This window comes from Pseudomonas sp. SMV71 (assembly GCF_052042015.1).
Taxonomy (GTDB): domain Bacteria; phylum Pseudomonadota; class Gammaproteobacteria; order Pseudomonadales; family Pseudomonadaceae; genus Aquipseudomonas.
This window is the reverse complement of the sequence record NZ_JBKGGU010000008.1, coordinates 36,703-59,804: the sequence shown is the minus strand read 5'-3', so window position 1 is coordinate 59,804 and position 23,102 is coordinate 36,703. Positions and strand designations below refer to the sequence as shown.

The following is a 23,102-nucleotide window of genomic DNA, read 5'->3' as shown; positions in this document are numbered from 1 at the left end:
AGTTTAATATCGCGGCATGTACCGGATCATCCCGAAGCGATACGTTACACTGTTGCATATTTTCAGCGCGTACAGCATTTCACCATGAAGTTTTTCTCGCTCATTGTTGCTCTATTGACTCTGGCCGGCTGCACCAGCGGGCCGCGGCTCGATACCAGTCATCCCTCGGTCAACCATGACAACCGTATTCAGTTCGTCGTGGTCCATTACACCTCGGCTTCCCTGGAACGCTCCCTGGCGCTGTTGACCCACGGGGAAGTCAGTGCCCATTACCTGATCGGCGACGACAAGAACGCGACTATTTATAAGCTGGTGGATGAGAGCCGTCGCGCCTGGCACGCCGGGGAAAGCGAGTGGGAAGGACGGACCTGGCTCAACTCCAGCTCTATCGGCATTGAAATCGTCAATCCGGGCTACGTCGATACGCCGACCGGGCGCCTTTGGTATCCGTACAGCGAAGCCCAAGTCCAGGCCCTGATCGTCCTGCTCAAGGACATCATCCAGCGCAACGGCATCAGCCCACGCAGCATCATTGGCCATAGCGACATCGCGCCGTTGCGCAAACTCGATCCGGGTCCGCTGTTTCCCTGGAAGCGCCTGGCACAAGCGGGTCTGGGTGTCTGGCCGGACGAACAGGCCGTGGCGCGCCAGCAAGCGTCCTTCGCGTCGCAGTTACCCGCAGCCAGCTGGTTCCAGGCTGAACTGGCCCGTCTCGGCTACCCGACGCCCCAGACTGGCGAATGGGATGTGGCCACCCGCCATGTATTGGCCGCGTTCCAGATGCACTACCGGCCGTCCCGTTTCGATGGCACGCCGGATGCGCAAAGCGCGGCGATTTTGCAGGTGCTCAACCAGACAAAATAATGACGCCCGTCTGACGGATCGGGCCAAATTCAAATCAGCAGCTATAACTCATTGGTAACTTTCGGATTACCGCTGATGACGGCTGCCCGCGAAACCTTGCAGAGCTGGTTGCATCGCCCCTTGTTCCTGGCGATGGTGGCGGCTGCCTTGAGTACGGCCCTGCTGCTGGCGGGGAGTCTGTTCGTAGTGATGCAACAGATCCAGCAACGCGAGAGCGAGCAGATGAATGCCCAGGGCGAGCGCTTCCTGCAGCGCCTGGAGCAACTGTTCGGGCAGTTGCGCGAAGGCCTCGACGACTTGCAGAACCAGCCACTGCGCGGCTGCGACGACGAGATGATCGCGACATTACGTCAGGTCAGCTTCAATTACCGCTTCGTGTACGAAGCGGTATATATCGATGGCAGCGGCGTCTGCTCCAATCGTCCGCGCCAGGGCGGCCTGGCAGTCACCCGTGCGCCCGACCTGCGCGGACCGACCTACAGCTACTGGCTGAACACGACGTCCGAACCCGATGAAGACCGCGCTGTGTTGATGCTGGGGCGCGGTAATTTTCGAGTCGCCACCTCTCGCGGGCATCTGACCGATGTGGTCGATCTGCCGTCTGGCAGCAGCCTGCTGGTGGTCCTGGATCATGGCAGGCGCGCCATCCCGGTGTTGGGAAGCGACCAATACTGGCCGCCGACTGAGCCCTGGCCGCCTCAAAGCCATAAAGCCCTGCAAGTCACCCAGACCCGACTGATTTATCGGATGCCCACCGACAGCCCGGAATATCAATTGGTGCTGATCGCCCAGCGCAAGGGTTTTCACGTTCCGGACAACGCCTGGTGGATGCTGCCCGTCAGCCTGGCGCTGGGCCTGGGCATCGGTTTCCAGGTCTTCCTGCTGGCGCGCCAGCGTCAGTCGATGGACGCCGAACTGCATGGCGCCATCCGCCGCGGAGAATTGCAGGTGCTCTACCAGCCGATCTTCGACCTGAACAGCCGCAATTGTGTGGGCGCGGAAGCCTTGTTGCGCTGGCGACGACCGGACGGCACCCTGACCAGCCCGGATCTGTTTATCCCGATGGCAGAAGACACCGGGCAAATCCGCCAGATCACCGATTTCGTGCTGCAACGGTTGTTTGACCAGTTGGGTCAGCTATTGCGGGCCAATCCGCAGCTCTACATCTCGGTGAACCTGGCGGCCTGCGATGTGATGGTGCCCCGTATCGGCGAAGTGATCGCCCGTCTGCTGGCGCGACACCGGGTGTCGGCGCGCCAGATTGCCTTCGAGGTGACGGAGCGCGGGTTGGTCGACGCATTGGTTGCGCGGGATAACCTGCAATCGCTGCGCGACCTCGGGCATCAGGTGCTGATCGATGATTTCGGCACCGGTTACAGCAGCCTGGCGTACCTGCAAACGTTGCCGGTGGACTACCTGAAGATCGACAAGGCGTTTATCGACGCCTTGGGACACGATGCCGCCAGCAGCGGTGTAGCCCCGCATATCATCCGCATGGCCCACGCGCTGGAGCTCAAGGTGATCGCCGAAGGTATCGAATACGAAGCCCAGGCGTCCTACCTGAGCAGCGAAGGGGTGAAGTTCGGCCAGGGTTGGCTGTTCGCCCATGCCCTCAGCGCAGTGCAGCTCATCGAGCTGATTACCCGTGGCCGACGCCTGCTGTCCCGGCGCCTGGACGACGAGGCCTGAGGGTCTTCAGACCGCCAGCGCCATGTAGAACTGCGTGCCCTGCCCCGGCCTTGAGTAAACGCCCATGCGGCCGCCATGCAACTGGACGATTTCCTTGCACAATGCCAGGCCAAGGCCGGCGCCGCCCTTCTTGCGTCCCACCTGGACGAAGGGCTCGAAGATGCGTCCCTGCTGGCCGTAGGCAATGCCCTCGCCATTGTCTTCGACGCTGATGATCACGCGCTCGCCGTGGCGACGAGCCTGCAAGCGAATCTGCCCGTGATCGCCGGTGTGGCGCATCGCGTTATCGATCAGGTTATCCAGCACCCTCTCCAACTGCGACGCATCGGCGTGCAGGTGCGGCAGCGGCCCCTGGAGTGCTACCAGCAATTCGATCCCCTTGGCTTGCGCCTGGGCTGCAAAGCGCAGCCGGGCTGCTTCCAGCAAATCCTCGATGGAACACGGTGCCAGCACCAGTTTTTGCAAACCGTTCTGGTAGCGCGAGAATTTCAGCAGGTCATTGATCAGTTGCATCAGCCGCTGCATCTCTTCGGTGACGGTGTTGAGCAGGTCCGCTTCACGAGATTCCGCCGGAAAGTGCAGGCGCTCCTGCAACAGGCCGAACGCCATGTGCATGCCCGTCACCGGCGTGCGCAGTTCGTGGGACGCCCGCAGGACGAACTCGCTGCGCACTCGCTCAAACGCCCGTTGCTCGGTGACGTCGTGCAGCACCATCACGGCGCCGAGGATATGTCCCTGGGTATGGCTCACGGGGGTGAGGCTGTAGGTCAGCACGCGGGATTCGCCGTCCACCTCGATGCTCAAGTCTTCCGGCGCCCGCTCCAGCGTTCCACCGCGCAGCACCAGTTGCAGCTCATCGTCCAGCTCAAGGCGCCCGAGCGCCTCGCCCAGGCCCATGCCCAGGCGTTCGCCGTCCCAGCCCAGCTGCCGTTGGGCCACCGGATTGAGGTGTTCCAGCCGGCCCTGGCGGTCGATCATCAGCAAGCCGTCGTCGATGCTGTCGAGCACCGCTTGCAAGCGCTGCTGGCCGGCCAGCAGTTCATCGACGTTGGTGGCTTGATGTTCGCGCAATGCCTGGGCCATGACGCCGAAACGCCGGGTAAGCAGATTCAGCTCCGCAGCGGTGGAAACCGGCAGCGTCACTTCGAAATTGCCCTGGCCGATGTCGTCCGCAGCGGCGGCCAGCGCCTCGATCGGCGCGCCGAAACGCTTGGCGATGCCGTGGGCGGTGATGAAGCCGATGATCAATACCGCCAACCCCACCAGCCCCAATAGACCGGAAATCAACAGCGCCCGCTCGCGAGCGCGGGTCTGGGTATCGCTGATATTGTTCAATGCCTGCCGGTAGCCTTCGATCAGGCCATTGCGCAGGACATTGAATTTCTCCGTGAGCGTCTGGATGCCTGCAAGTTGTCCGTCAGGCTGGCGCGATGCGCTGAAGGCATCGAGAAATTCCATGTAATCGGCCTTGGCCTTGGTGAAGCTGAGCGCGGTGCTGTCCAGCTCCCGCTCATGGGCGATGCCTTCATCGATCAACGCCAGGTATTGCTGTTTGGAGGCTTCCAGCGATGGGAGGTCGGGCTTTTCGTCGAGCATGATCATCAACTGATCGCCCAGGGTCTGGCGCAGCTTGAGCCCAAGATCCAGCAGTATGAAATTGTCGCGTACCGATTGTTCCTGGGTGCTGGCCATCTGCATCACGCTGACCAGGCCCAGCAACAGCCCCAGCAAGGCCACAGTGATCAGCGCCGAGATACTGAGGAACAGCCGGGTGCGCAGCTTCATCGCCAATTTCATAAGGTGTCGCTCACAGGTTGTACTGCTTGCGTTTGCGATACAGCGTGGAGGCATCGATACCCAGGGTCTTGGCGGCCTGATCAAGAGTGTCGGCCGTTGCCAGCACGGCGCCGATATGGGCTTTTTCCAATTCATCGAGGCTCAGCGCGGCGCCGATGCGCGGTGCGTTGTTCACCGGTTGCTCGGCCATCCCCAAGTGGCTGATTTCGACCTTTTCCTGTGGGCAAATGATGCTGGCGCGTTCCACCACGTTGCGCAGCTCCCGGATATTGCCCGGCCAGCGATAGCCCAGCAGCGCTTCGCGCGCCTCGTCGCTGAAGCCACGGGCCGGGCGCGCATATTCCTTGACGAAGCGGGCCAGGAAGCGGTCGGCCAGGGTCAGGATGTCCTCGGCGCGCTCGCGCAAGGGCGGCAGGTGCAAGGTAATGACGTTCAGGCGATACAGCAGGTCTTCGCGAAAGCGTCCGTCGCGCACCATGTCTTCGAGATTGAGGTTGGTTGCCGCAAGGATCCGTACGTCGGCACGGCGGGTGACGGGGTCCCCTACCCGCTCGTATTCCTTATCCTGGATGAAACGCAGCAACTTGGGCTGCAAGGTCAGGGGAAAATCGCCGATCTCGTCGAGAAACAGCGTACCGCCGTCGGCTTGGTTGACCCGCCCCAGCGTGCTCTCGCTGGCGCCGGTAAAGGCGCCGCGGCTATGGCCGAACAATTCGCTTTCCATCAGTTCGGCGGTCAGCGACGGGCAATTGATGGTCACGCAGGACTTCTTTGCCCGTTTACTCCAGCCATGGATCGCCCGGGCCAGCTCGCCTTTACCGGTACCGGACTCGCCGAGGATCAGGATGTTCGCATCGGTGCTGGCCACTTGGCGGGCGGTTTCCAGAACGACCTTCATCGCCGGGCTGTGGGAGTCGAGGCCGTCCTTGGGTTTGCGGATTTCCCCTTCCAGCGCTTCGAGCCTGGCGGACAATTGCCGCACTTCCAGCTGCTTGGCGGTGGCCAGGCGCAGCTGATCCGGGCTGCACGGCTTGACCAGATAATCGGCGGCCCCGGCTTGGATCGCATCGACGGCCGTGTCGACTGCCGAATGAGCGGTGACGATCACCACGCGCATCCACGGTGCCTGGATACGCATCTGGGCCAGGACATCCAGGCCGTTGTCCTCCCCCAGGCGCAGGTCGAGGAAGCACAGGTCGAAGACCTGGCGTTGCAGCAGTGCGTCGGCCTGGGCAGCGCTGTTGGCAGTAGCGACTGTATAGCCTTCATCTTCCAGACAGTAACGGAACGTACGCAGGATGGCGGACTCATCGTCTACCAGCAGAATGCGGCCTTGGTGCTCGGTGGCGGATTCCATCTTTCCTACGCTCCTTTCATGAATGTCTTGGTTAGTGTCAGAAAAATCGGGCAAGTTGCATGGTTAATTCTGATGGAATATTACCCATTGAAATCGACCCTGTGGGCCTCAGACTCCTAAAAGGTTGATTTGGGTCCGTTTTTTTCCCCAGCCGCAGCGATTGGCCGATTCGCTTCGCTCCATCCGACAGCTGTTTCTGACGGAACATTCGAAAAGAATCTAACGTCTCCTCCTCTCAGTCGTGCATTACGCACGACGTCCCACGGGCTCATCGTGCAGGATGCGCCCCCAGTGTTTTGACAACATATTGTAATTGCTTGATTTATAAGAATTTTTCTGTCGGAAAATTCTGGCACGCCGACTGCAATAACCTCTTCAAACGTGGCGTCAGCGCGCCTTAACCAGATCACTGCACCCCGGGTGGGGAGGAATTCCAGGATGAATCGTCAACGTGCCGCCCAGTTTCGGATCTCTTCCTTGCATATCCAGCAGGGCCTGTGGGCAGTGCTGGCGTTATTGGTGACGCTGATTGCCGGGCAGCAATGGCTGCTCTGGCAGGAGAGCCAGAAACCCGAAGCGCCGCAGGTTTCGGTTTATCGCGCCCCGCAGAGTCATTTCAGCGCTGTCAGCAGCGTCGCAGAAGCTTCCACCTCGATGCGCATGATGGACGTCGACCAGGCTCAGCCTGTAACCGACCTGCCTCGCCAGGAGCGTTGGGTGTTTTAACTCGATGGACCGGTCGTCCGTCGCACCGGAACCATCACCCGTCAGACCCTAACTAAGTAGAAAAGCGTAAGGAGAATCACCATGTTGAGTTGGGCAATTACCTTCCTGATCATTGCCATCATCGCTGCCGTACTGGGCTTCGGTGGTATCGCCGGCACCGCCACGGGCATCGCCAAGATTCTCTTTGTCGTGTTCCTGGTGATGTTCATCGCTTCCTTCTTCTTTGGCCGTCGCGGTCGAGGCTGACCATGAGCGTGTTCCTTAAAGGACTGGCCGCCGCCCTGTTACTGGGCGGCAGTGCCACGGCAATGGCTGCCAACGACGGGCAAATGCGAGTCAACCAGCTACTTGAGGCGGACCCGCAATACCGTGAAACCTGGCAGCAGGTCGTCAAGAAGGAAGAGCGTCTGCCGGAATGGGTGATGAATCTGTCAGGCGATTCCGAGCAGATGAATGCTGTCGAGGAAGATGGCGACAAATACCTGGTCGGTCCGTTGTGCGAAACCCAGGCAACCTGCCGCAGCAATCGCCTGATCGTTGCCTTCAGTTTCGACAAGGACGAGGCTTATGCGATGTGGGTGCAAGTCCCCGCCGGGTTGCCGGCCGACAAGTCACCGACCCGTCACGCCGACTACCGTTTCCTTGGCAAACCGGATGAAGGTATGCAGGAACTGTTAATGGAGCAGCTCAAGAAAGATCCGAACTGGTACTGAATTTGAAAACGGGAAAAGCGCCGTGCTTTTCTCTGCTGCACAGCCCGAGGAGGGCCGGTGCATGACCAGGGGGCTGGGACGTTCTGACCGATTCGGGTCGGAGTGACCTACGGGCACAAGGGGTGCCTGCGAAAGGGCCGGGTCAGGAAAAAAGCTGCGACGCAGGTTCGCAAAGTCCCTGTGACTTGGCGAACTTGCGAAGAGCTTGAGCCGAAAAGGCTTGAGCCAGAGCGGTCAGGCAATGGACGCCATCCACCACACTTCGCTGCGGCATATTGTCTCCTCTCATAGATTTCTTCCCTCGTGCCTTACCGTATATCGGAGAATGCACGCACGGATTTCGTCGCCGACGGCTTCGTAATGGGTCAATTTTACATCGGCCCGCAATTCAGGCAGGAAAAAGCCGCAGACGCCGAAACGGCCGCCTCAAGGCACTTATGCCTGCTGAAATGACGCATTCGAACCGGCCTTGACGCCGGTCTCGTTTGGAAATCTTCATGCCGATTCGGCATGGGGTAGGCGGTTACGGCATTAGACGGACCATCCCCGCATCGCAATAGTTGCGCCTTTTTTCGCCTGCCAGTAAGCCGATCGAGCGCTCGGGGTGACCTTATACGGGGGCAGCGGCACCCTCCTTTATCGTCTTGGCGATAACGGAGGGTGCCGCTGTCCGAGTCCAACTGAAGCAAGGGTAAAGATATGAAGAAGGCAAAGCTGAGCCTCGCCTGGCAGATCCTCATCGGTCTGGTTCTGGGGATTGCACTGGGCGCATTGCTCAATCATTTCAGCGCCGAGAAGGCCTGGTGGATCAGCAACGTGCTGCAACCGGCGGGCGATATCTTTATCCGTCTGATCAAGATGATCGTTATCCCGATCGTGATTTCTTCGCTGATCGTCGGGATTGCCGGGGTCGGTGATGCCAAGAAGCTCGGGCGCATCGGTATCAAGACCATCTTGTACTTCGAAATCGTCACCACCATCGCCATTGTCGTCGGCCTGCTGCTGGCCAACTTCTTCCAGCCTGGTGCGGGCATCGATATGAGCACGCTGGGTACCGTGGATATTTCCAAGTACCAGGCCACCGCCGCTGAAGTCCAGCATGAGCATGCGTTCGTCCAGACTATTCTCAACCTGATCCCTTCCAACATTTTCGCCGCACTGACCCGTGGCGAGATGCTGCCGATCATTTTCTTCTCCGTGTTGTTCGGCCTGGGCCTATCCAGCTTGCAAGCGGACCTGCGCGAGCCGTTGGTGAAAATGTTCCAGGGCGTGTCGGAAAGCATGTTCAAGGTCACGCACATGATCATGCAGTACGCGCCGATCGGTGTGTTTGCGCTGATCGCGGTGACGGTCGCCAACTTCGGCTTCGCCTCCCTGCTGCCCCTGGCGAAACTGGTGATCCTGGTTTACGTCGCCATCGCGTTCTTCGCCTTTGTGGTGCTGGGTCTGATTGCGCGGCTGTTCGGCTTCTCGGTGCTCAAGCTGATGCGCATCTTCAAGGATGAGCTGGTCCTGGCCTACTCCACCGCCAGCTCCGAAACCGTGCTGCCGCGGGTGATCGAGAAGATGGAAGCCTACGGCGCGCCGAAGGCCATCTGCAGCTTCGTGGTGCCGACCGGTTATTCGTTCAACCTCGACGGTTCGACCCTGTACCAGAGCATCGCGGCGATTTTCATCGCCCAGCTGTACGGCATCGACCTGTCCATCAGTCAGCAATTGCTGCTGGTCCTGACCCTGATGGTCACCTCCAAAGGCATCGCCGGCGTGCCGGGCGTGTCGTTCGTGGTGTTGCTGGCGACCTTGGGCAGCGTGGGCATTCCGCTGGAAGGCCTGGCGTTCATCGCTGGCGTCGACCGCGTCATGGACATGGCCCGTACCGCCCTGAACGTCATCGGCAACGCCCTGGCCGTTTTGGTCATCGCCCGTTGGGAAGGCATGTACGACGACGCCAAGGGCCAGCGCTACTGGAATTCCCTGCCCCACTGGCGCAGCAAAGAGCCGCTGCCGACGGGGGAAACTTCCAGCCGGTGAGGCAGGCTTGAAGCTGCTCCCCAGGTTTATTCGTAAAACGCAAAACCTGTGGCGAGGGAGCTTGCTCCCGCTTGACCGGGCTGGCGCTCCAGTGCGAAGCACTCATAAAAAAGGACTGCTGCGCAGCCCAGCGGGAGCAAGCTCCCTCGCACAATGATCCAGCAACCTCAAGTGAGCAGGGATCTTTCGATCCCATTGCGACCAAGACAAACCCCGGAGAAATCCGGGGTTTGTCGTTTCTGCCAGCCCCGCTATCATTCGCGGCATCTTCCGGGGGATTAGACCGATGCTCAATGGCCTGTGGCTTGGCTTCTTTATCGTGGCAGCCGTGTCGGCGCTGGTGCAGTGGCTGGTCGGCGGCAACGCCGGGATTTTCGCGGCCATGGTCGAGAGCATTTTCGCCATGGCCGAGCTGTCGGTGGAGGTCATGGTCCTGCTGTTCGGCACCTTGACCTTGTGGCTGGGCTTCCTGCGGATCGCCGAAAAAGCCGGCATCGTCGACTGGCTGGCGAAGGTCCTCGGGCCGTTGTTCCTGCGCTTGATGCCGGAAGTGCCCGCCGGTCACCCGGCCATCGGCCTGATTACCCTGAACTTTGCCGCCAACGGCCTGGGTCTGGACAACGCCGCCACCCCCATTGGCCTGAAGGCGATGCGCGCCCTGCAGGACCTCAACCCCAGCGCTACCATCGCCAGCAATGCGCAGATCCTATTCCTGGTGCTCAACGCCTCTTCGCTGACGCTGCTGCCGGTGACGATCTTCATGTATCGCGCCCAACAAGGCGCGCCGGATCCGACCCTGGTGTTCCTGCCGATTCTGATCGCCACCAGCGGCTCGACGCTGGTGGGGCTGCTGTCGGTGGCGTTCATGCAGCGTCTGCGCCTGTGGGACCCGGTGGTGCTGGCTTACCTGATTCCCGGTGCCCTGACGCTGGGCGGTTTCATGGCGCTGTTGGCGACGCTCTCGGCCACCGCGCTGGCGAGCTTGTCCTCGATCCTCGGCAACCTGACGCTGTTTGGCTTGATCATCGTCTTCCTGGTGATCGGCGCGCTGCGCAAGGTCAAGGTCTATGAAACGTTCATCGAAGGGGCCAAGGAAGGGTTCGACGTCGCCAAGAACCTGTTGCCCTACCTGGTGGCGATGCTGTGCGCGGTCGGTGTGCTGCGCGCTTCGGGGGCGCTGGATTTCGGCCTGGATGGCATACGACATCTGGTCCAGTGGGCCGGTTGGGACACGCGCTTCGTCGATGCTTTGCCCACGGCCATGGTCAAGCCGTTCTCCGGCAGCGCCGCCCGGGCGATGCTGATCGAAACCATGAAGACCTCCGGCGTGGACAGCTTTCCCGCGCTGATAGCCGCGACAATCCAGGGCAGTACCGAGACCACGTTCTATGTGCTGGCGGTGTATTTCGGCGCCGTGGGCATCCAGCGGGCACGGCATGCCGTGGGGTGTGCATTGCTGGCTGAGTTGGCCGGGGTCTTGTCGGCGATCGGGGTTTGCTACTGGTTCTTTGGCTGAGGCCAGCGACTCAGCCTGGCGACATTCATTGTGGCGAGGGAGCTTGCTCCCGCTGGGCTGCGCAGCGGCCCCTTTCCGGTGGGTGCTTCGCACCCCAGCGGGAGCAAGCTCCCTCGCCACAATGTTCAGCCACCTGCCGATCCAGTCACATTGAACCGCAACACCCCGATCATCTGCCCATTCTCCGTCAGCACCCGCACTTGCCATTTGCCGGTCGGGTCGTCCGGGAAGTTCTGCTTGTGGGTCCAGGCGCGATAGCCTTCCTTGCGCCCGCCATGGATGTCCAGGGCGATGCGGTCCACTTCTTTGCCATTGAACTGCCAGACGTGATAGATCCGCTCATCCAGGCCACGCGGGGCGTTGATGGCCGTATAGGCGTATAGCCCATTGCCGCGGATCTGTGCCGCGCTCACTTCCTTGAGGCTGTCGCCCGGGGTGCGGTCTTCGACCTGGGTGCTGATCGCCACTTCCGTCATCCACAAGGTCGCCGGTGGTACCCAGGAGCGCAGCACCCATCCGGCGGCGCCGATCCCCAGAGTGATGCACAGGATCGCCAGGGCGTTGCGCACCGTGCGGATCGGAAAGATCGACGCCAGGCTTGGAAACGACAGCAGCATGGCGGTCCCCAGGGCCAGCTTGAAGCTCTGGTCGGTGGTCAGGTGCACAATGACCGGCAACGCGGTCAGCAGCGCGGCGAACAGCGTCAGCGTGTGCAACGCCAGGAACGCCCAGCGCCGGGGTGCCAGCCACTTGTAATAAAGCGGGTCGGTAATCGAAATCAGCGCTGCCGCCCCGAGCAGGCCGGTGAAAATCAGCTGGCTGCTGTTCCAGGTGGTGGTAATGAAGAAAAACGGCAATACGAAAAACAGGCTTTCCTGGTGAATCATCTGCGTGGCGTAACGCAGCAGCGGCTGGGGAATTTCCCGTTTGAAGATGCGGGTGAACAGCCGGGTCATGCTGTTCTCTACCATCAGCCACAGCCAGCTCACCAGCATCAACACGGCGATCCAGGTCGCCAGGCCCTGTTGGCGGTCTACCAGCATGAAACTGCCGACCCCGGAGACGAAACCACCGAATGCAATGACGCCTGGGTAGCGCTTCATTAATTCAAGGATGCGCTGGATGAGATGGGTCAGGGTTTGCATTAGGCGGTTTCGCAGTAAGTCGTAGGAAATATCCCTGACAGGGTATCGTCAGCCACTCGATGTGACGAGCGGGTTTATCGCCATTGGCCCTCTGTGTACATATCCATTTCTGCGGTAACGGCCACTTAGGGTTCCGCCCTTACGGCGGGTCACTTTTGGAAGAGCGCCAAAAGTAACCAAAAGCGCCTCGCCCCACCACTAGGCACCTCGCCAAGGCTCGGTGTTCCCTCACTCCGGCATTGCTCCGTGGGCCCGCCGCGAAGGGCCCTCCATGGCCCAACGCGGCTATCCCGGCATCCATGCCGGGATGCCCACTGCGCAATGCCTGCGTTCGGCCCTTGTGGTTAATGGGGCGTTCAAGATCAAAAGCCAAAGCAAAGCAAAAGCGAGGCTGCCTAGCGGCCGGCCTGTTTCTTCCGGTTGTGCCTAAGTTTAAATGTGGGAGCGAGCCTGCTCGCGATAGCGGTCGGTCAGGCTCGGCGCCGAACCCGCCACACCACCAACCCCAACAGTAACAACCCAAGCAACCCACCCACGCCCCACACAATCTCATCGTCACTGAACAGCGGCTTCTCGATGCGCAGGTAGCCGGGGTCTTTGAGCAGTTCGCGCAGGGCCAGGTTGGCTTGTTCGAGGCTTACGGCCTGCAAGCGTACGGCGGGGTTGGCGAAGCGACCGTCTTCGTAGTCGCCCAGAGCGCTCCAGTAGTAGTCGGCCAGGGCGCTGTTGCCTTGGACCGCCCAGGTCTGGTGGGCGATGGCTGCGCGTTTGATGCGCATGAATGTGTCGGGGTCCAGGCCGTCCTTGAGCAGACTACCGCGCAGTGCTTCGAGGGCTTGCTCGGCTTCGGGCAGGTCTTCGCGGGCCAGGTCGGCGTTCAGGCTGAAGAAGCCGACGCCGCCGAACACTTCGCGCTCGGTCCACGGCCCGTACGACAGGCCGTGGGCCAGGCGCAGCTGGCGATAGAGCGCCCAGTCCAGGTAGTCCTTGAGCAGGTCGAAGGTTTCGTCGTGTTGTTCGTCCAGCACCGGTTCGGGAAACAGCCAGTGCAGCTTGGCATTGTTGCCGACCATGCCGCGGATCAGGTTGCGCTTGGTGACAGCGCTGTAGCGGATCTGCGCCAAGGGCTCATGGTTGCTCGGTTCGACCGGCTTGAGGCTGCCGAAGGTGCGTTCCAGGTAGGCGGGGAGCAAGCGGTCGAGGTCGCCGACGACGATCAGCGTCATGTTGTTGGGCGCGTACCAGGCCTTGCGGACCTGCTCGATCCGGGCGAGGGTCAAGGGCCCGACCTCGGCCCGTTCGGCGCAGCGCAGGCCCAGTTCGACCGCCAGTTGATTACTGGCCTTGTGGCTCAGGTCCTGGCGATCGAGCCAGCGCTGCAAATGGGTGTAGTGGCCGCCGTCCTCGCGTTCCACCACCCGTTTGGCGGCGTCCAAGGCTTTTTCGTCGATGCGGGTGCGTGTCAACAGGGCCAGCAGCAGGTCGAGGATTTTCCGTTGATTGCTCGCCGGTGCCTCGATGACGAAGGTGGTGTCGGCGTTGTTGGTGAAGGCGTTCCACTCGCCGCCCAGGGCCTGCATGCGTTCTTCGAGGCCGCCCTCGCCGGTTTCATCGACGCCACTGAACAGCAGATGTTCGAGCAGATGCGGCAGTTCCTTGTCTGCGCAGCTGAAGTCATCCAGGCCTACGCCCACCACCAGGCGGATCGCCACGTGCCCGCGGTCATTGCCGGGCTTGAGTAACAGTTGCATACCGTTGGGCAACGCATAGCCTTCGACCTGGAACCGATCCAGGGCCAGTGCAGGCAGCGAGCCGAGCAATAGAACGGTGAGCAACAGACAACGCATAAGGGCTTCCTGGCGGCTGACGAGTCCAATCTTACTGACTGGACAACGCGCCAGATGTTCAAGGCGAATGGGTGATGTCAGAAATTTCATCCACCGCCAGGGCGCCTGTCTCGGAGGTTTCCAGCACCACGTAGGCGCTACCGCAGAACAGCGAATTGAGGCGCCGCATGTCGGCGATCAGCTCCAGGTGCAGGGCGCTGGTCTCCAGGCTTTGCAGGACCTTGCGTTGCAGGCGGCTGACGTGGGCGTGGGCCATTCGCCGTTCCTGGGCGCGAAAGCGCCGTTTTTCACGCAGCAATTGACGGGCGCTTTCCCGGTCGGCACTGAGGAACACCGACATCCCCAGCCGCAGGTTGGCGATCAGCTGGCTGTGCAGCCCCGTCAACTCTTCCAGGCCGACGTCGGAAAACGAGCGGCGTTGCGCGGTTTTCTGCTGCTGGACCTTGCGCAGCATGCGTTCGATGAGGTCGCTGGACAGCTTCAGGTTGATCGCCAGCTCAATGATTTCCGCCCAACGGCGGCTGTCCTGCTCGCTGAGGTCCTCGCGGGGCATCTGGGCCAGGTACAACTTGATGGCGCTGCACAATGCCTCAACGTCATCGCCCATGCGCCGCACGTCCTGGGTGACTGCCGTCTGCTGGCCGCGCAGCACGTCGAGCATGGCTTGAAGCATGTTTTCGATCAAGTCGCCGATGCGCAGGGTTTCCCGGGCAGCGTTCGCCAACGCCAGGCTCGGGGTGGCGAGGGCCGTGGCGTCCAGGTGGCGGGGCTTGGCGGTGCCGTTGACCTCCGGACGCTCCGGCAGCAGCCAGGCACACAGCCGGGCCATCGGCGCGACACTGGGCAGCAGCACCAGGCAGCGCACGCTGTTGTAGAGCAAGTGGAAACCGATGACCGTTTCCTGGGGGCTGAAATCCAGGCTGTCCAGCCAGTTCACCAGCGGGTCGAGCACCGGGATGATGAGCAGCAGGCCGATCAGTTTGTACAGCAGGCTGCCCAGCGCCACCTGGCGCCCGGCGGCGTTCTGCATGCTGGTGCTGAGGAACGCCAGCACGCCGCTGCCGATGTTGGCGCCGATCACCAAGCCGATTGCCACCGGCAGGCTGATCACCGCCGCGCCGGCCAGGGTCGCGGTCAGCAGCACGGCGGCCAGGCTCGAATAGGAAATCATGGCGAACAGAGCGCCCACCAGGGCATCAAGCAGGATGTCGCCGGTCAGCGAGGCGAAGATCACTTTCACGCCTTGGGCATGGGTGATGGGCGTCGCGGCTTCGACGATCAGTTGCAGCGCCAGGATGATCAGGCCCAGGCCGATGGCGACCCGGCCCATTTGCCCGACCCGGGTCTGTTTGCGCGACAGGAAAAAAATCACCCCGAGGAAAATCAGCAATGGCGACAGCCAGGACAGGTCCAGGGTCAGCACCCGTGCCATCAGTGCCGTACCGACATCGGCCCCGAGCATGGTCGCCAGGGCCGGAGTCAGCGCCATCAGCCCCTGGCCGACGAACGAGGTAACGAGCATGGCTGTGGCGTTGCTGCTCTGGACCATGGCGGTGACCATGATCCCGGCGATAAACGCCAGCCAGCGCCGGGACATGTTCTGGCCGATGACATGGCGCAGGTTCGAGCCGTAGACCCGCAGGATGCCGGTACGCACGATATGCGTGCCCCAGATCAACAGGGCCACGGCGGAGAGCAGATTCAGCAGGGTCAGCATGAGTAGCCCCCTGTTAGCGTCCCAAAGGGACCAATTGACGATGCCACTTCGTTCTACTTGTACTTAAAGATTTAGTTGGCAAAAGGCCTGGCCGCCAGCATCGCACAGCTAAAGAACCGATTGAAACAAAACTGTCATAAAGCCCACCCCCAAATCCACCACAAAACCCTGTGGGAGCGAGCTTGCTCGCGATAGCGGTGCGTCAGTCACCGCTGTGTCAACTGTCAGACCGCTATCGCGAACAGGCTCGCTCCCACACGGGTTCAGCGGGCATGAAAAAAGGGGCTCCAAGAGCCCCTTCGTTCATTGCCCCGTAAGTTACTGACCGGGGACGTCCTTGCGCAGTTTCACTGGATCCTGCTGCTTGCGCTTGCGGGCAATCGTGGTGCGCATCTTGATGTTGATCGCTTCCACGGCCAGGGAGAACGCCATGGCGAAGTAGACATAGCCTTTTGGCACGTGCACATCGAACGATTCGGCGATCAGCACGGTGCCGACTACCAGCAGGAACGACAGCGCGAGCATTTTCAACGACGGGTGCTTGTCGATGAACTCGCTGATGGTGCCCGAGGCAAGCATCATCACCAGCACGGCGACGATGATGGCCGCGACCATGACCGGTACATGGGAAACCATGCCGACGGCGGTGATGACCGAGTCCAGGGAAAACACGATATCGATGATCGCGATCTGGATGATGGTGTAGAGGAAGTTGCCGCCCTTGCCCGAAGGTTCGTCGCTGCTCTCATCTTCGCCTTCCAGCGCGTGGTACATTTCCTGGGAGCTTTTCCACAGCAGGAACAGGCCACCGAAGAACAGGATCAGGTCACGCCCGGAGATGCCCTGGCCGAACACTTCGAACAGATCGGCGGTCAGGCGCATCACCCAGGTGATAGACAGCAGCAGCAGGATCCGGGTGATCATGGCCAGCGCCAGACCGAAGATCCGGGTACGTGCCTGCATGTGCTTGGGCATGCGGCTGACCAGGATCGAGATCATGATGATGTTGTCGATGCCCAGGACAATTTCCAGGGCTGTCAGGGTAAAGAAGGCAACCCAGATTTCCGGGTTGGTCAGCCATTCCATGTGAGTTCCTTTAGCGAGTGTTGGGCCACATCGCGCCTTCGGACAGTCGAGGGCGCGAGGCGACAGGCATTGCTTTTATAGAGTGCTGAACAGCGGAAAGGTCCCCATCAGCAAGGCGGCGACCATTATGCACAGGCAAACCAATACTGCCCACTTCAGGGTAAAGCGCTGGTGATCGCCGAATTCGATCCCGGCCAGGGCCACCAGCAGATAGGTGGACGGAACCAGCGGGCTCAGCAGGTGCACGGGTTGGCCGACAATCGAGGCACGGGCCATTTCGACGGCGGTGATGCCGTAATGGCTGGCCGCTTCGGCGAGAACCGGTAACACCCCGTAATAAAATGCATCGTTAGACATGAAGAAAGTGAACGGCATGCTCACCAGGGCAGTGATGACGGCCAGGTACGGCCCGAGGAAGTCCGGGATCACCGCCAGCAGGCTCTTGGACATGGCATCGACCATGCCGGTGCCGGACAGGATGCCGGTGAAGATACCTGCCGCGAAAATCAGGCTGACCACCGACAATACGCTGCCAGCGTGGGCCGCGACGCGATCCTTCTGCTGTTGCAGGCATGGATAGTTGACGATCATGGCGATGCTGAACGCCACCATGAACAGCACGGGCAGCGGCAGGAGACCGGCGATCAGGGTGCACATCAGCGCGAGGGTCAGCAGGCCGTTGAACCAGATCAGCTTCGGACGACGGGCATCCGGGAATTGCGAGACACTGATTTCGCTGTGATCGATCTCGTCGCCGATCAGGTGCAACTCACCCAGGCGCGCACGTTCACGTTTGCCGTAGAAGTAGGCAATGATCAGGATCGCCACCACACCGAAACCCATCGCCGGAATCATCGGTACGAAAATGTCCGACGGATCGACATGCAGCGCACTGGCCGCACGGGCGGTCGGGCCACCCCAAGGGGTCATGTTCATCACGCCACCGGCGAGGATGATCAGGCCCGCCATAATCCGTGGACTCATGCCGATCCGGCTGTACAGAGGCAGCATCGCGGCCACGCAGATCATGTAAGTGGTCGCGCCGTCACCATCGAGGGAAACGACGAGCGCCAGAACGGCGGTACCGACCGAAACTTTCAAGGGGTCGCCCTTGACCAGCTTGAGGATCTTGCGCACAGCCGGGTCGAACAGGCCGGAGTCGATCATCAAGGCAAAATAGAGAATGGCGAACATCAGCATCACCCCGGTCGGGGCGAGCTTGGTGATGCCTTCGAGCATCATGGGGCCGATCTTCGGCGCGAAGCCACCGAACAGGGCGAACAGGATCGGGATGATGATCAGGGCGATCAGCGCCGACAGGCGCTTGGTCATGATCAGGAACATGAACGTGATGACCATGGCGAAGCCAAGGAAAGTCAGCATAGGAGATACTCCAGGCGTGGCGTGGCGCGGCGGGCGAAGGCGAACCGGGCAGGTCAGCGCAAAACGAAAAACGCGGGGCGGACGAGTGGAGTGGGTGCGACGAGGTAGGTAACAGCGGACATCAGAATCACCATTGTTGTTGTTAAAAGGGCCAAACAGGATGTGGAAATCCGTTTCTGGCCACCGGTCTTGTGCCGGTAGTGAGGCGATCCTAATCGGGCAAGCTTTCAGCCAGCTTTCGCTGTCGCACCAGCGGTCAACCGGCAACGTCATGGTTGGAGGCGTGGTAAACCCGTGGCGAGGGAGCTTGCTCCCGCTGGGGCGCGAAGCGGCCCTTTGCTTTTTGGGGCTACTGCGTAGCGCCTCTTGCTTTTGGGACTACTGCGGGGGCTACTGCGTAGCCCAGCGGGAGCAAGCTCCCTCGCCACAGAAGCTCAGAACGCCGAAAGATCCAACGGTCGCATCGCGCCCATCCAGATCGCATGCTCGGTGTGGTCCAGCAAGTCATCGCCAGTGTTGGGGTGCAGAAAGATCACCAGCCCCTTGCGATTGAGCGCCAGCCACGGCAGGACCACGCCGATGTACTGCGGATCGAATGCCAGTTGGCAGCTCCAGTCCGGATGCGGGCCGACCGGGCGCTGGTGGACGCGGCCCATTTTCAGCGGGAACAGTTGCGCGGCCGCCTCGCATAGCGCCCGCGCCTGGTCGATGGTTTCGGCGTTGAAATACACGTGGGCGTGGTAACCCTTGATCCGCTGCATGTGTCGCTCCCGTAAAACAGGCCGAACCCTATCCGATTTCCGCGGGTCAGAGGGCTTATACGCGGGAAAAAGGAACAGTAGCCATGAAAAATGCCGAAACCCCGGTCATCAAAGTGGTGCTTTATGGTGCCATGAGCAGCCTCGGCAGTGCATTGATGGCGGAGATGCTGCGGCGCCAGCATGAAATCATTGCCATTCTTGACGACCTCACGGCCCTGGCTCCGCGTCCGGGCCTGCGGACCAAGACTGGCGATCTGTTCGATCCCGAGCGGGTCAAGCAAAGCGTGGCCGGTGCCAGCGCCGTGGTGTGCCTGCTGAACGCACCGGGCCTGCCGATGAGCAGCGAACAGGTGGAGCGTACGCTGATTCCCGGGCCCGTGGAGCAGGTATTGGCGGTGGATGCGTTGATCGCCGGGATGCAGGCGGTGAATGTATCGCGGTTATTCCTGATCGGGGATTTTGCCGTGCTCGACGAGGAGCAGGGCGACGATGATTTGCAGCGCCACGCCGCTGAAGAAGTGCTCGACGCGCTGAAGAACAGTTCCCTGCAATGGACCCTGATCAACGCCCCGTATGCCACGCCCGGCCTGGGCATCGAGCATTTCAGCCAGGTCAGCACCAGCCTGGAGTCCGGCATGGCCGAAGCCCTGGAACGGCTCAACCGGGTGGCGGTCGGCATCGCCGATGAGTTGCGCTTGAACCTGCACATAGGCCAGCACGTGAATTTCGTGCCAGCCACCTGACGGCTGCGTAAACCTTGTGGCGAGGGAGCTTGCTCCCGCTCGGTTGCGTAGCGACCGCAGAAAAGCGAGGGCCGCTACGCAGCCCAGCGGGAGCAAGCTCCCTCGCCACAGTCACACAGCAATGGACGGCAGCGGCAGTCCCGTAAGCGAATCGGCACTGTTGGCCTGTTCCTCCATCAACCAATCCACGAACTGCCGGATCAGCGCCCCGCGCCTCTTACGCTGGGGCAGGACCACGTAGTAGCCCAGCCGCGACAGCACGGTTTCGCTGATCGGCCGACACAACAGCCCTTGGGCCAACAAATTATCCACAAGGTGGCGCCAGCCAATGGCGACGCCCTGGCCGCCAATCGCCGCCTGGATCAGCAGCGTGTAATTGTCGAAGCGCAACTGCCCAGGGGCCGGGGGCGAGGTGATGCCCAGCTCGCGAAACACGCCGCTCCAATCGAACCAGCTGCTGCCATTCCCAGCCCGCAAATGCAGCAATGGAAACTCCGCCAGGGCCTGGGCGGGCAGGGGCGGCGGGCGCTCCTTGAGCAGCAGGGGACTACATACCGGAAACACTTCTTCGCTGAACAGCCAGCGACTTTCGCCTTGTTTGAAGCGACCATCGCCGAACAGCACGGCAACGTCGATATCGGTGCGCAGCATGTTGTGGCTGCGTTCACCCGTTACCAGACTAACGTCCACCTGCGGGTTGGCCGCGTGAAACCGGTGCAGTCGAGGCATCAGCCAATAAGCTGCAAAAGCGAAGTCCGTGGCCACTTGCAGCACTTCGTGTTGCTGCTGGGCGGTGATCGCGCTGAGCCCCACGTCGATGCATTGCAAACCGGCCTGCACCTGCTCGAACAGAATCGACCCGGCCTCGGTCAGCTCGATCCCTCGGTAGATACGATCGAACAGGCGGGTGCCCAGTTGTTCTTCCAGGCGCTTGATCTGCTGGCTGACGGCCGGCTGCGTGGTACCTAGCTCAATCGCCGCTGCCGTAAAGCTCTGCTGGCGGGCCGCCGATTCGAAGGCGCGCAGCAATTCGAGGGACAAGTCACCCAAGGCGTCATACATAAGCTGTGCTTATCCTAGTCATTATCCTACGTGGGCTTTACCCCAACACCTGGGGGCTACATGCTCGATCGCAGCAATCTCGCATAACTGCCTACTATGGAATGCCGCGATCACATGAAGCGCAAGAACATTCTTTTCATCATGGCCGATCAAATGGCCGCGCCAATGTTGCCGATCCACGGCCCTTCGCCGATCAAGCTGCCTAACCTGACGCGTCTGGCCGAGCAAGGCGTGGTGTTCGACTCTGCCTATTGCAACAGCCCGCTGTGCGCGCCGTCGCGCTTCACCCTGGTCAGCGGCCAGTTGCCCAGCAAGATCGGCGCCTACGACAACGCGGCGGATTTCCCGGCGGATGTGCCGACCTACGCCCACTACCTGCGCCGTCTCGGCTATCGCACGGCATTGTCCGGCAAGATGCACTTTTGCGGTCCGGACCAGTTGCACGGGTACGAGGAACGTCTCACCAGTGACATCTACCCGGCCGACTACGGCTGGGCGGTGAACTGGGACGAGCCGGATGTGCGGCCGAGTTGGTACCACAACATGTCTTCGGTGTTGCAAGCCGGGCCTTGCGTGCGCACCAACCAGCTGGATTTCGACGAAGAAGTGGTGTTCAAGGCCCAGCAATACCTGTTCGATCACATCCGCGAAGACGGCGACCAGCCGTTCTGCCTGACGGTGTCGATGACCCATCCCCACGATCCCTACACCATCCCCAAGGCCTTCTGGGACCTGTACGACGACAACGACATTCCTCTGCCGCACACCCCGGCGCAATTCGAACTCGATCCGCACTCCCAGCGCCTGTTGAAAGTCTACGATCTGTGGGACAAGCCGTTGCCTGTGGATAAGATCCGTGATGCACGCCGTGCCTATTTCGGCGCTTGCAGCTACATCGATAGCAACATCGGCAAGCTGCTGCAAACCCTGGAGGACACCGGGCTATTGGAAGATACGATCATCGTGTTCTCCGGCGATCATGGGGACATGCTCGGCGAAAAGGGCCTCTGGTACAAAATGCACTGGTTCGAGATGGCGGCACGCGTACCGCTGTTGATCAGCGCGCCGGGGCAGTTCGCCAGCGGCCGCGTGAGCGCCTCCGTATCCACCGCCGACCTGTTGCCAACCCTGGTCGAACTGGCCGGCGGCACACTGGAATCGGGTTTGCCGCTGGATGGTCGGTCCCTGGTGCCGCATCTGCAAGGGCAGGGCGGGCACGACGAAGTGTTTGGCGAATACATGGCCGAAGGCACCATCAGCCCGTTGATGATGATCCGTCGCGGACCTTGGAAATTCATCTACAGCGAGGACGATCCGTGTCTGTTGTTCGACGTACGTAACGATCCCAAGGAGCTGGAAGACCTCAGCCGGTCCGCCGATCATCAGCAACTGTTCAGTGATTTTCTCGCCGAAGCGCGGGCCAAATGGGACATCCCGACCATTCACCAACAGGTACTCGCCAGCCAGCGACGCCGTCGTTTCGTTGCCCAGGCGCTGACCCTGGGCAAACTCAAGAGCTGGGATCACCAGCCGCTGGTGGACGCCAGCCAGCAATACATGCGTAACCACATCGACCTCGACGATCTGGAACGCAAGGCCCGTTATCCACAACCCTGCCAACACCAATAACGTAAGGGGAAGCACATGCAAAAGTTATCCACAGTACTGGCCGCCGGGCTGCTGGCGTTGAGCAGTGCTTCGGCGTGGGCCGAGCAGAGCTGCGAAACGGTGAAGATGGCCGACCCGGGCTGGAGCGACATCGCGGCGACCAACGCCATCACCAGTTTCCTGCTGGAAGGAATGGGCTACAAGCCCAAGGTTGACACCCTGGCGGTGCCGATCACCTTCGGTGGCCTGAAGGACGGGCAGGTGGACGTGTTCCTGGGGAACTGGATGCCGGCGCAGCAGGGCTTCTATGACAAATTCGTCGCCAATGGCGACGTCACCCAACTGGCGAAGAACCTCGATGGCACCGAATTCACCCTGGCGGTTCCGGACTACGTCTGGGATGCGGGTGTGCATAACTTTGCCGACCTGAACAAATTCGCCGACAAGTTCGAGAAAAAGATCTACGGCATCGGCTCCGGTGCTCCGGCCAACCTGTCCTTGAAAGAGATCATCAAGGCCAACGATTTCGGCATGGGCGAGTGGAAACTGGTGGAATCCAGCGAGCAGGCGATGCTGGCAGAAGTCTCTCGGGCGGTGAAAAAGCAGAAATTCGTGACCTTCCTCGGTTGGACGCCGCACCCGATGAACGTGCAACTGAAAATGCATTACCTCAAAGGCGGCGAGAAATACTTTGGCGAAACCGGCAGCGTCTACACCCTGACCCGCAAGGGTTATGCACAGGCCTGCCCGAACGTTGGCAAGCTGCTGACTAACCTGAGCTTCACCCAGGAAATGGAAAACAGCATCATGGCCGAAGTCGTGAACAAGAAAGTCAGCAACGCCGACGCGGCCAAGGCCTGGATCAAGGCCAACCCGGCGGTGCTGGATAAATGGCTGGACGGTGTGAAGACGGTTGATGGCCAGGATGCGTTGGCGGCGGTGAAGGCGAAGCTCTGAAACTTCATATCCTGCCAGCGGCTTTGGTGGCGAGGGAGCTTGCTCCCGCTGGGCTGCGAAGCGGCCCCAAAAACCGGAGGGACCGGTTATGGGAGGGCTT

The 23,102-nt window shown here is 61.0% G+C and carries 19 protein-coding genes; 10 read left to right on the top strand and 9 right to left on the bottom strand.

What is annotated here, in order from left to right:
- The first annotated feature begins 84 nt into the window (after window positions 1–84).
- Window positions 85–864 carry an N-acetylmuramoyl-L-alanine amidase gene (locus ACLEJQ_RS10120; protein WP_440794532.1) on the top strand — a complete coding sequence of 260 codons (780 nt, stop codon included), beginning with the start codon at window positions 85–87 and terminating at the stop codon, window positions 862–864.
- 75 nt (window positions 865–939) lie between these two features.
- Window positions 940–2,553, top strand: coding sequence for an EAL domain-containing protein (locus ACLEJQ_RS10115; RefSeq protein ID WP_440794530.1), 1,614 nt, complete (start codon window positions 940–942; stop codon window positions 2,551–2,553).
- A gap of 6 nt (window positions 2,554–2,559) precedes the next feature.
- Here the strand turns inward: ACLEJQ_RS10115 and ACLEJQ_RS10110 are convergent, their stop codons facing one another.
- A complete protein-coding gene (locus ACLEJQ_RS10110) occupies window positions 2,560–4,350 on the bottom strand; it encodes an ATP-binding protein (protein WP_440794528.1) in 1,791 nt (596 codons plus the stop codon).
- 10 nt (window positions 4,351–4,360) lie between these two features.
- Window positions 4,361–5,707 carry a sigma-54-dependent response regulator transcription factor AlgB gene (gene algB / locus ACLEJQ_RS10105; protein ID WP_245145367.1) on the bottom strand — a complete coding sequence of 449 codons (1,347 nt, stop codon included), beginning with the start codon at window positions 5,705–5,707 and terminating at the stop codon, window positions 4,361–4,363.
- Between the two features lie 438 nt (window positions 5,708–6,145).
- Here algB and ACLEJQ_RS10100 point away from each other — a divergent pair, with 438 nt between their 5' ends.
- The 5 genes from ACLEJQ_RS10100 (at window position 6,146) to ACLEJQ_RS10080 (ending at window position 10,693) form a co-directional block, all read left to right on the top strand.
- Window positions 6,146–6,433, top strand: coding sequence for a hypothetical protein (locus ACLEJQ_RS10100; RefSeq protein WP_440794525.1), 288 nt, complete (start codon window positions 6,146–6,148; stop codon window positions 6,431–6,433).
- A gap of 81 nt (window positions 6,434–6,514) precedes the next feature.
- A complete protein-coding gene (locus ACLEJQ_RS10095) occupies window positions 6,515–6,679 on the top strand; it encodes a DUF1328 domain-containing protein (protein WP_003177151.1) in 165 nt (54 codons plus the stop codon).
- Between the two features lie 2 nt (window positions 6,680–6,681).
- Window positions 6,682–7,146, top strand: coding sequence for an inhibitor of vertebrate lysozyme family protein (locus tag ACLEJQ_RS10090; protein WP_440794523.1), 465 nt, complete (start codon window positions 6,682–6,684; stop codon window positions 7,144–7,146).
- 699 nt (window positions 7,147–7,845) lie between these two features.
- Entirely contained in the window at window positions 7,846–9,177 is a 1,332-nt protein-coding gene (gltP, locus tag ACLEJQ_RS10085; RefSeq protein ID WP_440794521.1) for a glutamate/aspartate:proton symporter GltP, read from the top strand.
- A 286-nt stretch (window positions 9,178–9,463) separates the two neighbouring features.
- Window positions 9,464–10,693, top strand: a complete 1,230-nt coding sequence (locus tag ACLEJQ_RS10080; protein ID WP_440794519.1) for a nucleoside recognition domain-containing protein — start codon at window positions 9,464–9,466, stop codon at window positions 10,691–10,693.
- A gap of 125 nt (window positions 10,694–10,818) precedes the next feature.
- Here ACLEJQ_RS10080 and ACLEJQ_RS10075 read toward each other — a convergent pair whose 3' ends face one another.
- The 6 genes from ACLEJQ_RS10075 to ACLEJQ_RS10050 form a co-directional block, all read right to left on the bottom strand.
- On the bottom strand, window positions 10,819–11,838 hold the full coding sequence (locus ACLEJQ_RS10075; RefSeq protein WP_440794517.1) for a DUF5924 family protein: 1,020 nt from the start codon (window positions 11,836–11,838) through the stop codon (window positions 10,819–10,821).
- Between the two features lie 470 nt (window positions 11,839–12,308).
- On the bottom strand, window positions 12,309–13,685 hold the full coding sequence (locus ACLEJQ_RS10070; protein WP_440794515.1) for a M16 family metallopeptidase: 1,377 nt from the start codon (window positions 13,683–13,685) through the stop codon (window positions 12,309–12,311).
- A gap of 58 nt (window positions 13,686–13,743) precedes the next feature.
- Window positions 13,744–15,402 carry a Na/Pi cotransporter family protein gene (locus ACLEJQ_RS10065; RefSeq protein ID WP_440794513.1) on the bottom strand — a complete coding sequence of 553 codons (1,659 nt, stop codon included), beginning with the start codon at window positions 15,400–15,402 and terminating at the stop codon, window positions 13,744–13,746.
- A gap of 318 nt (window positions 15,403–15,720) precedes the next feature.
- Window positions 15,721–16,488, bottom strand: coding sequence for a TerC family protein (locus tag ACLEJQ_RS10060; protein ID WP_440794511.1), 768 nt, complete (start codon window positions 16,486–16,488; stop codon window positions 15,721–15,723).
- A 75-nt stretch (window positions 16,489–16,563) separates the two neighbouring features.
- Window positions 16,564–17,871, bottom strand: a complete 1,308-nt coding sequence (locus ACLEJQ_RS10055; protein ID WP_440794508.1) for a CitMHS family transporter — start codon at window positions 17,869–17,871, stop codon at window positions 16,564–16,566.
- A gap of 434 nt (window positions 17,872–18,305) precedes the next feature.
- Window positions 18,306–18,632: a DOPA 4,5-dioxygenase family protein gene (locus ACLEJQ_RS10050; protein ID WP_440794506.1), complete on the bottom strand. Its 327-nt coding sequence runs from the start codon at window positions 18,630–18,632 to the stop codon at window positions 18,306–18,308.
- 83 nt (window positions 18,633–18,715) lie between these two features.
- Here ACLEJQ_RS10050 and ACLEJQ_RS10045 point away from each other — a divergent pair, with 83 nt between their 5' ends.
- Window positions 18,716–19,375: an NAD(P)-dependent oxidoreductase gene (locus tag ACLEJQ_RS10045; protein ID WP_440794504.1), complete on the top strand. Its 660-nt coding sequence runs from the start codon at window positions 18,716–18,718 to the stop codon at window positions 19,373–19,375.
- A 111-nt stretch (window positions 19,376–19,486) separates the two neighbouring features.
- Here the strand turns inward: ACLEJQ_RS10045 and ACLEJQ_RS10040 are convergent, their stop codons facing one another.
- The gene (locus ACLEJQ_RS10040) at window positions 19,487–20,437 is read right to left on the bottom strand and encodes a choline sulfate utilization transcriptional regulator (protein WP_440794502.1); all 951 of its coding nucleotides are present in this window, start codon (window positions 20,435–20,437) and stop codon (window positions 19,487–19,489) included.
- Between the two features lie 114 nt (window positions 20,438–20,551).
- Here ACLEJQ_RS10040 and betC point away from each other — a divergent pair, with 114 nt between their 5' ends.
- Both betC and choX read left to right on the top strand, forming a co-directional pair.
- On the top strand, window positions 20,552–22,066 hold the full coding sequence (gene betC / locus ACLEJQ_RS10035; RefSeq protein ID WP_440794500.1) for a choline-sulfatase: 1,515 nt from the start codon (window positions 20,552–20,554) through the stop codon (window positions 22,064–22,066).
- 15 nt (window positions 22,067–22,081) lie between these two features.
- A complete protein-coding gene (choX, locus tag ACLEJQ_RS10030; protein ID WP_440794498.1) occupies window positions 22,082–23,002 on the top strand; it encodes a choline ABC transporter substrate-binding protein in 921 nt (306 codons plus the stop codon).
- The last annotated feature ends 100 nt before the right edge of the window (window positions 23,003–23,102 follow it).

Bases quoted from the DNA above. Each gene is read 5' to 3' on its own strand.
- ACLEJQ_RS10040 (WP_440794502.1), bottom strand. From the start codon at position 20,437: ATGTATGACGCCTTGGGTGACTTGTCCCTCGAATTGCTGCGCGCCTTC.
- ACLEJQ_RS10075 (WP_440794517.1), bottom strand. From the start codon at position 11,838: ATGCAAACCCTGACCCATCTCATCCAGCGCATCCTTGAATTAATGAAG.
- ACLEJQ_RS10045 (WP_440794504.1), top strand. From the start codon at position 18,716: ATGAAAAATGCCGAAACCCCGGTCATCAAAGTGGTGCTTTATGGTGCC.
- ACLEJQ_RS10095 (WP_003177151.1), top strand. From the start codon at position 6,515: ATGTTGAGTTGGGCAATTACCTTCCTGATCATTGCCATCATCGCTGCC.
- betC (WP_440794500.1), top strand. From the start codon at position 20,552: ATGAAGCGCAAGAACATTCTTTTCATCATGGCCGATCAAATGGCCGCG.
- ACLEJQ_RS10065 (WP_440794513.1), bottom strand. From the start codon at position 15,402: ATGCTGACCCTGCTGAATCTGCTCTCCGCCGTGGCCCTGTTGATCTGG.
- ACLEJQ_RS10115 (WP_440794530.1), top strand. From the start codon at position 940: ATGACGGCTGCCCGCGAAACCTTGCAGAGCTGGTTGCATCGCCCCTTG.
- ACLEJQ_RS10050 (WP_440794506.1), bottom strand. From the start codon at position 18,632: ATGCAGCGGATCAAGGGTTACCACGCCCACGTGTATTTCAACGCCGAA.
- choX (WP_440794498.1), top strand. From the start codon at position 22,082: ATGCAAAAGTTATCCACAGTACTGGCCGCCGGGCTGCTGGCGTTGAGC.
- ACLEJQ_RS10120 (WP_440794532.1), top strand. From the start codon at position 85: ATGAAGTTTTTCTCGCTCATTGTTGCTCTATTGACTCTGGCCGGCTGC.
- ACLEJQ_RS10100 (WP_440794525.1), top strand. From the start codon at position 6,146: ATGAATCGTCAACGTGCCGCCCAGTTTCGGATCTCTTCCTTGCATATC.
- ACLEJQ_RS10055 (WP_440794508.1), bottom strand. From the start codon at position 17,871: ATGCTGACTTTCCTTGGCTTCGCCATGGTCATCACGTTCATGTTCCTG.
- gltP (WP_440794521.1), top strand. From the start codon at position 7,846: ATGAAGAAGGCAAAGCTGAGCCTCGCCTGGCAGATCCTCATCGGTCTG.
- ACLEJQ_RS10110 (WP_440794528.1), bottom strand. From the start codon at position 4,350: ATGAAATTGGCGATGAAGCTGCGCACCCGGCTGTTCCTCAGTATCTCG.
- ACLEJQ_RS10090 (WP_440794523.1), top strand. From the start codon at position 6,682: ATGAGCGTGTTCCTTAAAGGACTGGCCGCCGCCCTGTTACTGGGCGGC.
- algB (WP_245145367.1), bottom strand. From the start codon at position 5,707: ATGGAATCCGCCACCGAGCACCAAGGCCGCATTCTGCTGGTAGACGAT.
- ACLEJQ_RS10060 (WP_440794511.1), bottom strand. From the start codon at position 16,488: ATGGAATGGCTGACCAACCCGGAAATCTGGGTTGCCTTCTTTACCCTG.
- ACLEJQ_RS10070 (WP_440794515.1), bottom strand. From the start codon at position 13,685: ATGCGTTGTCTGTTGCTCACCGTTCTATTGCTCGGCTCGCTGCCTGCA.
- ACLEJQ_RS10080 (WP_440794519.1), top strand. From the start codon at position 9,464: ATGCTCAATGGCCTGTGGCTTGGCTTCTTTATCGTGGCAGCCGTGTCG.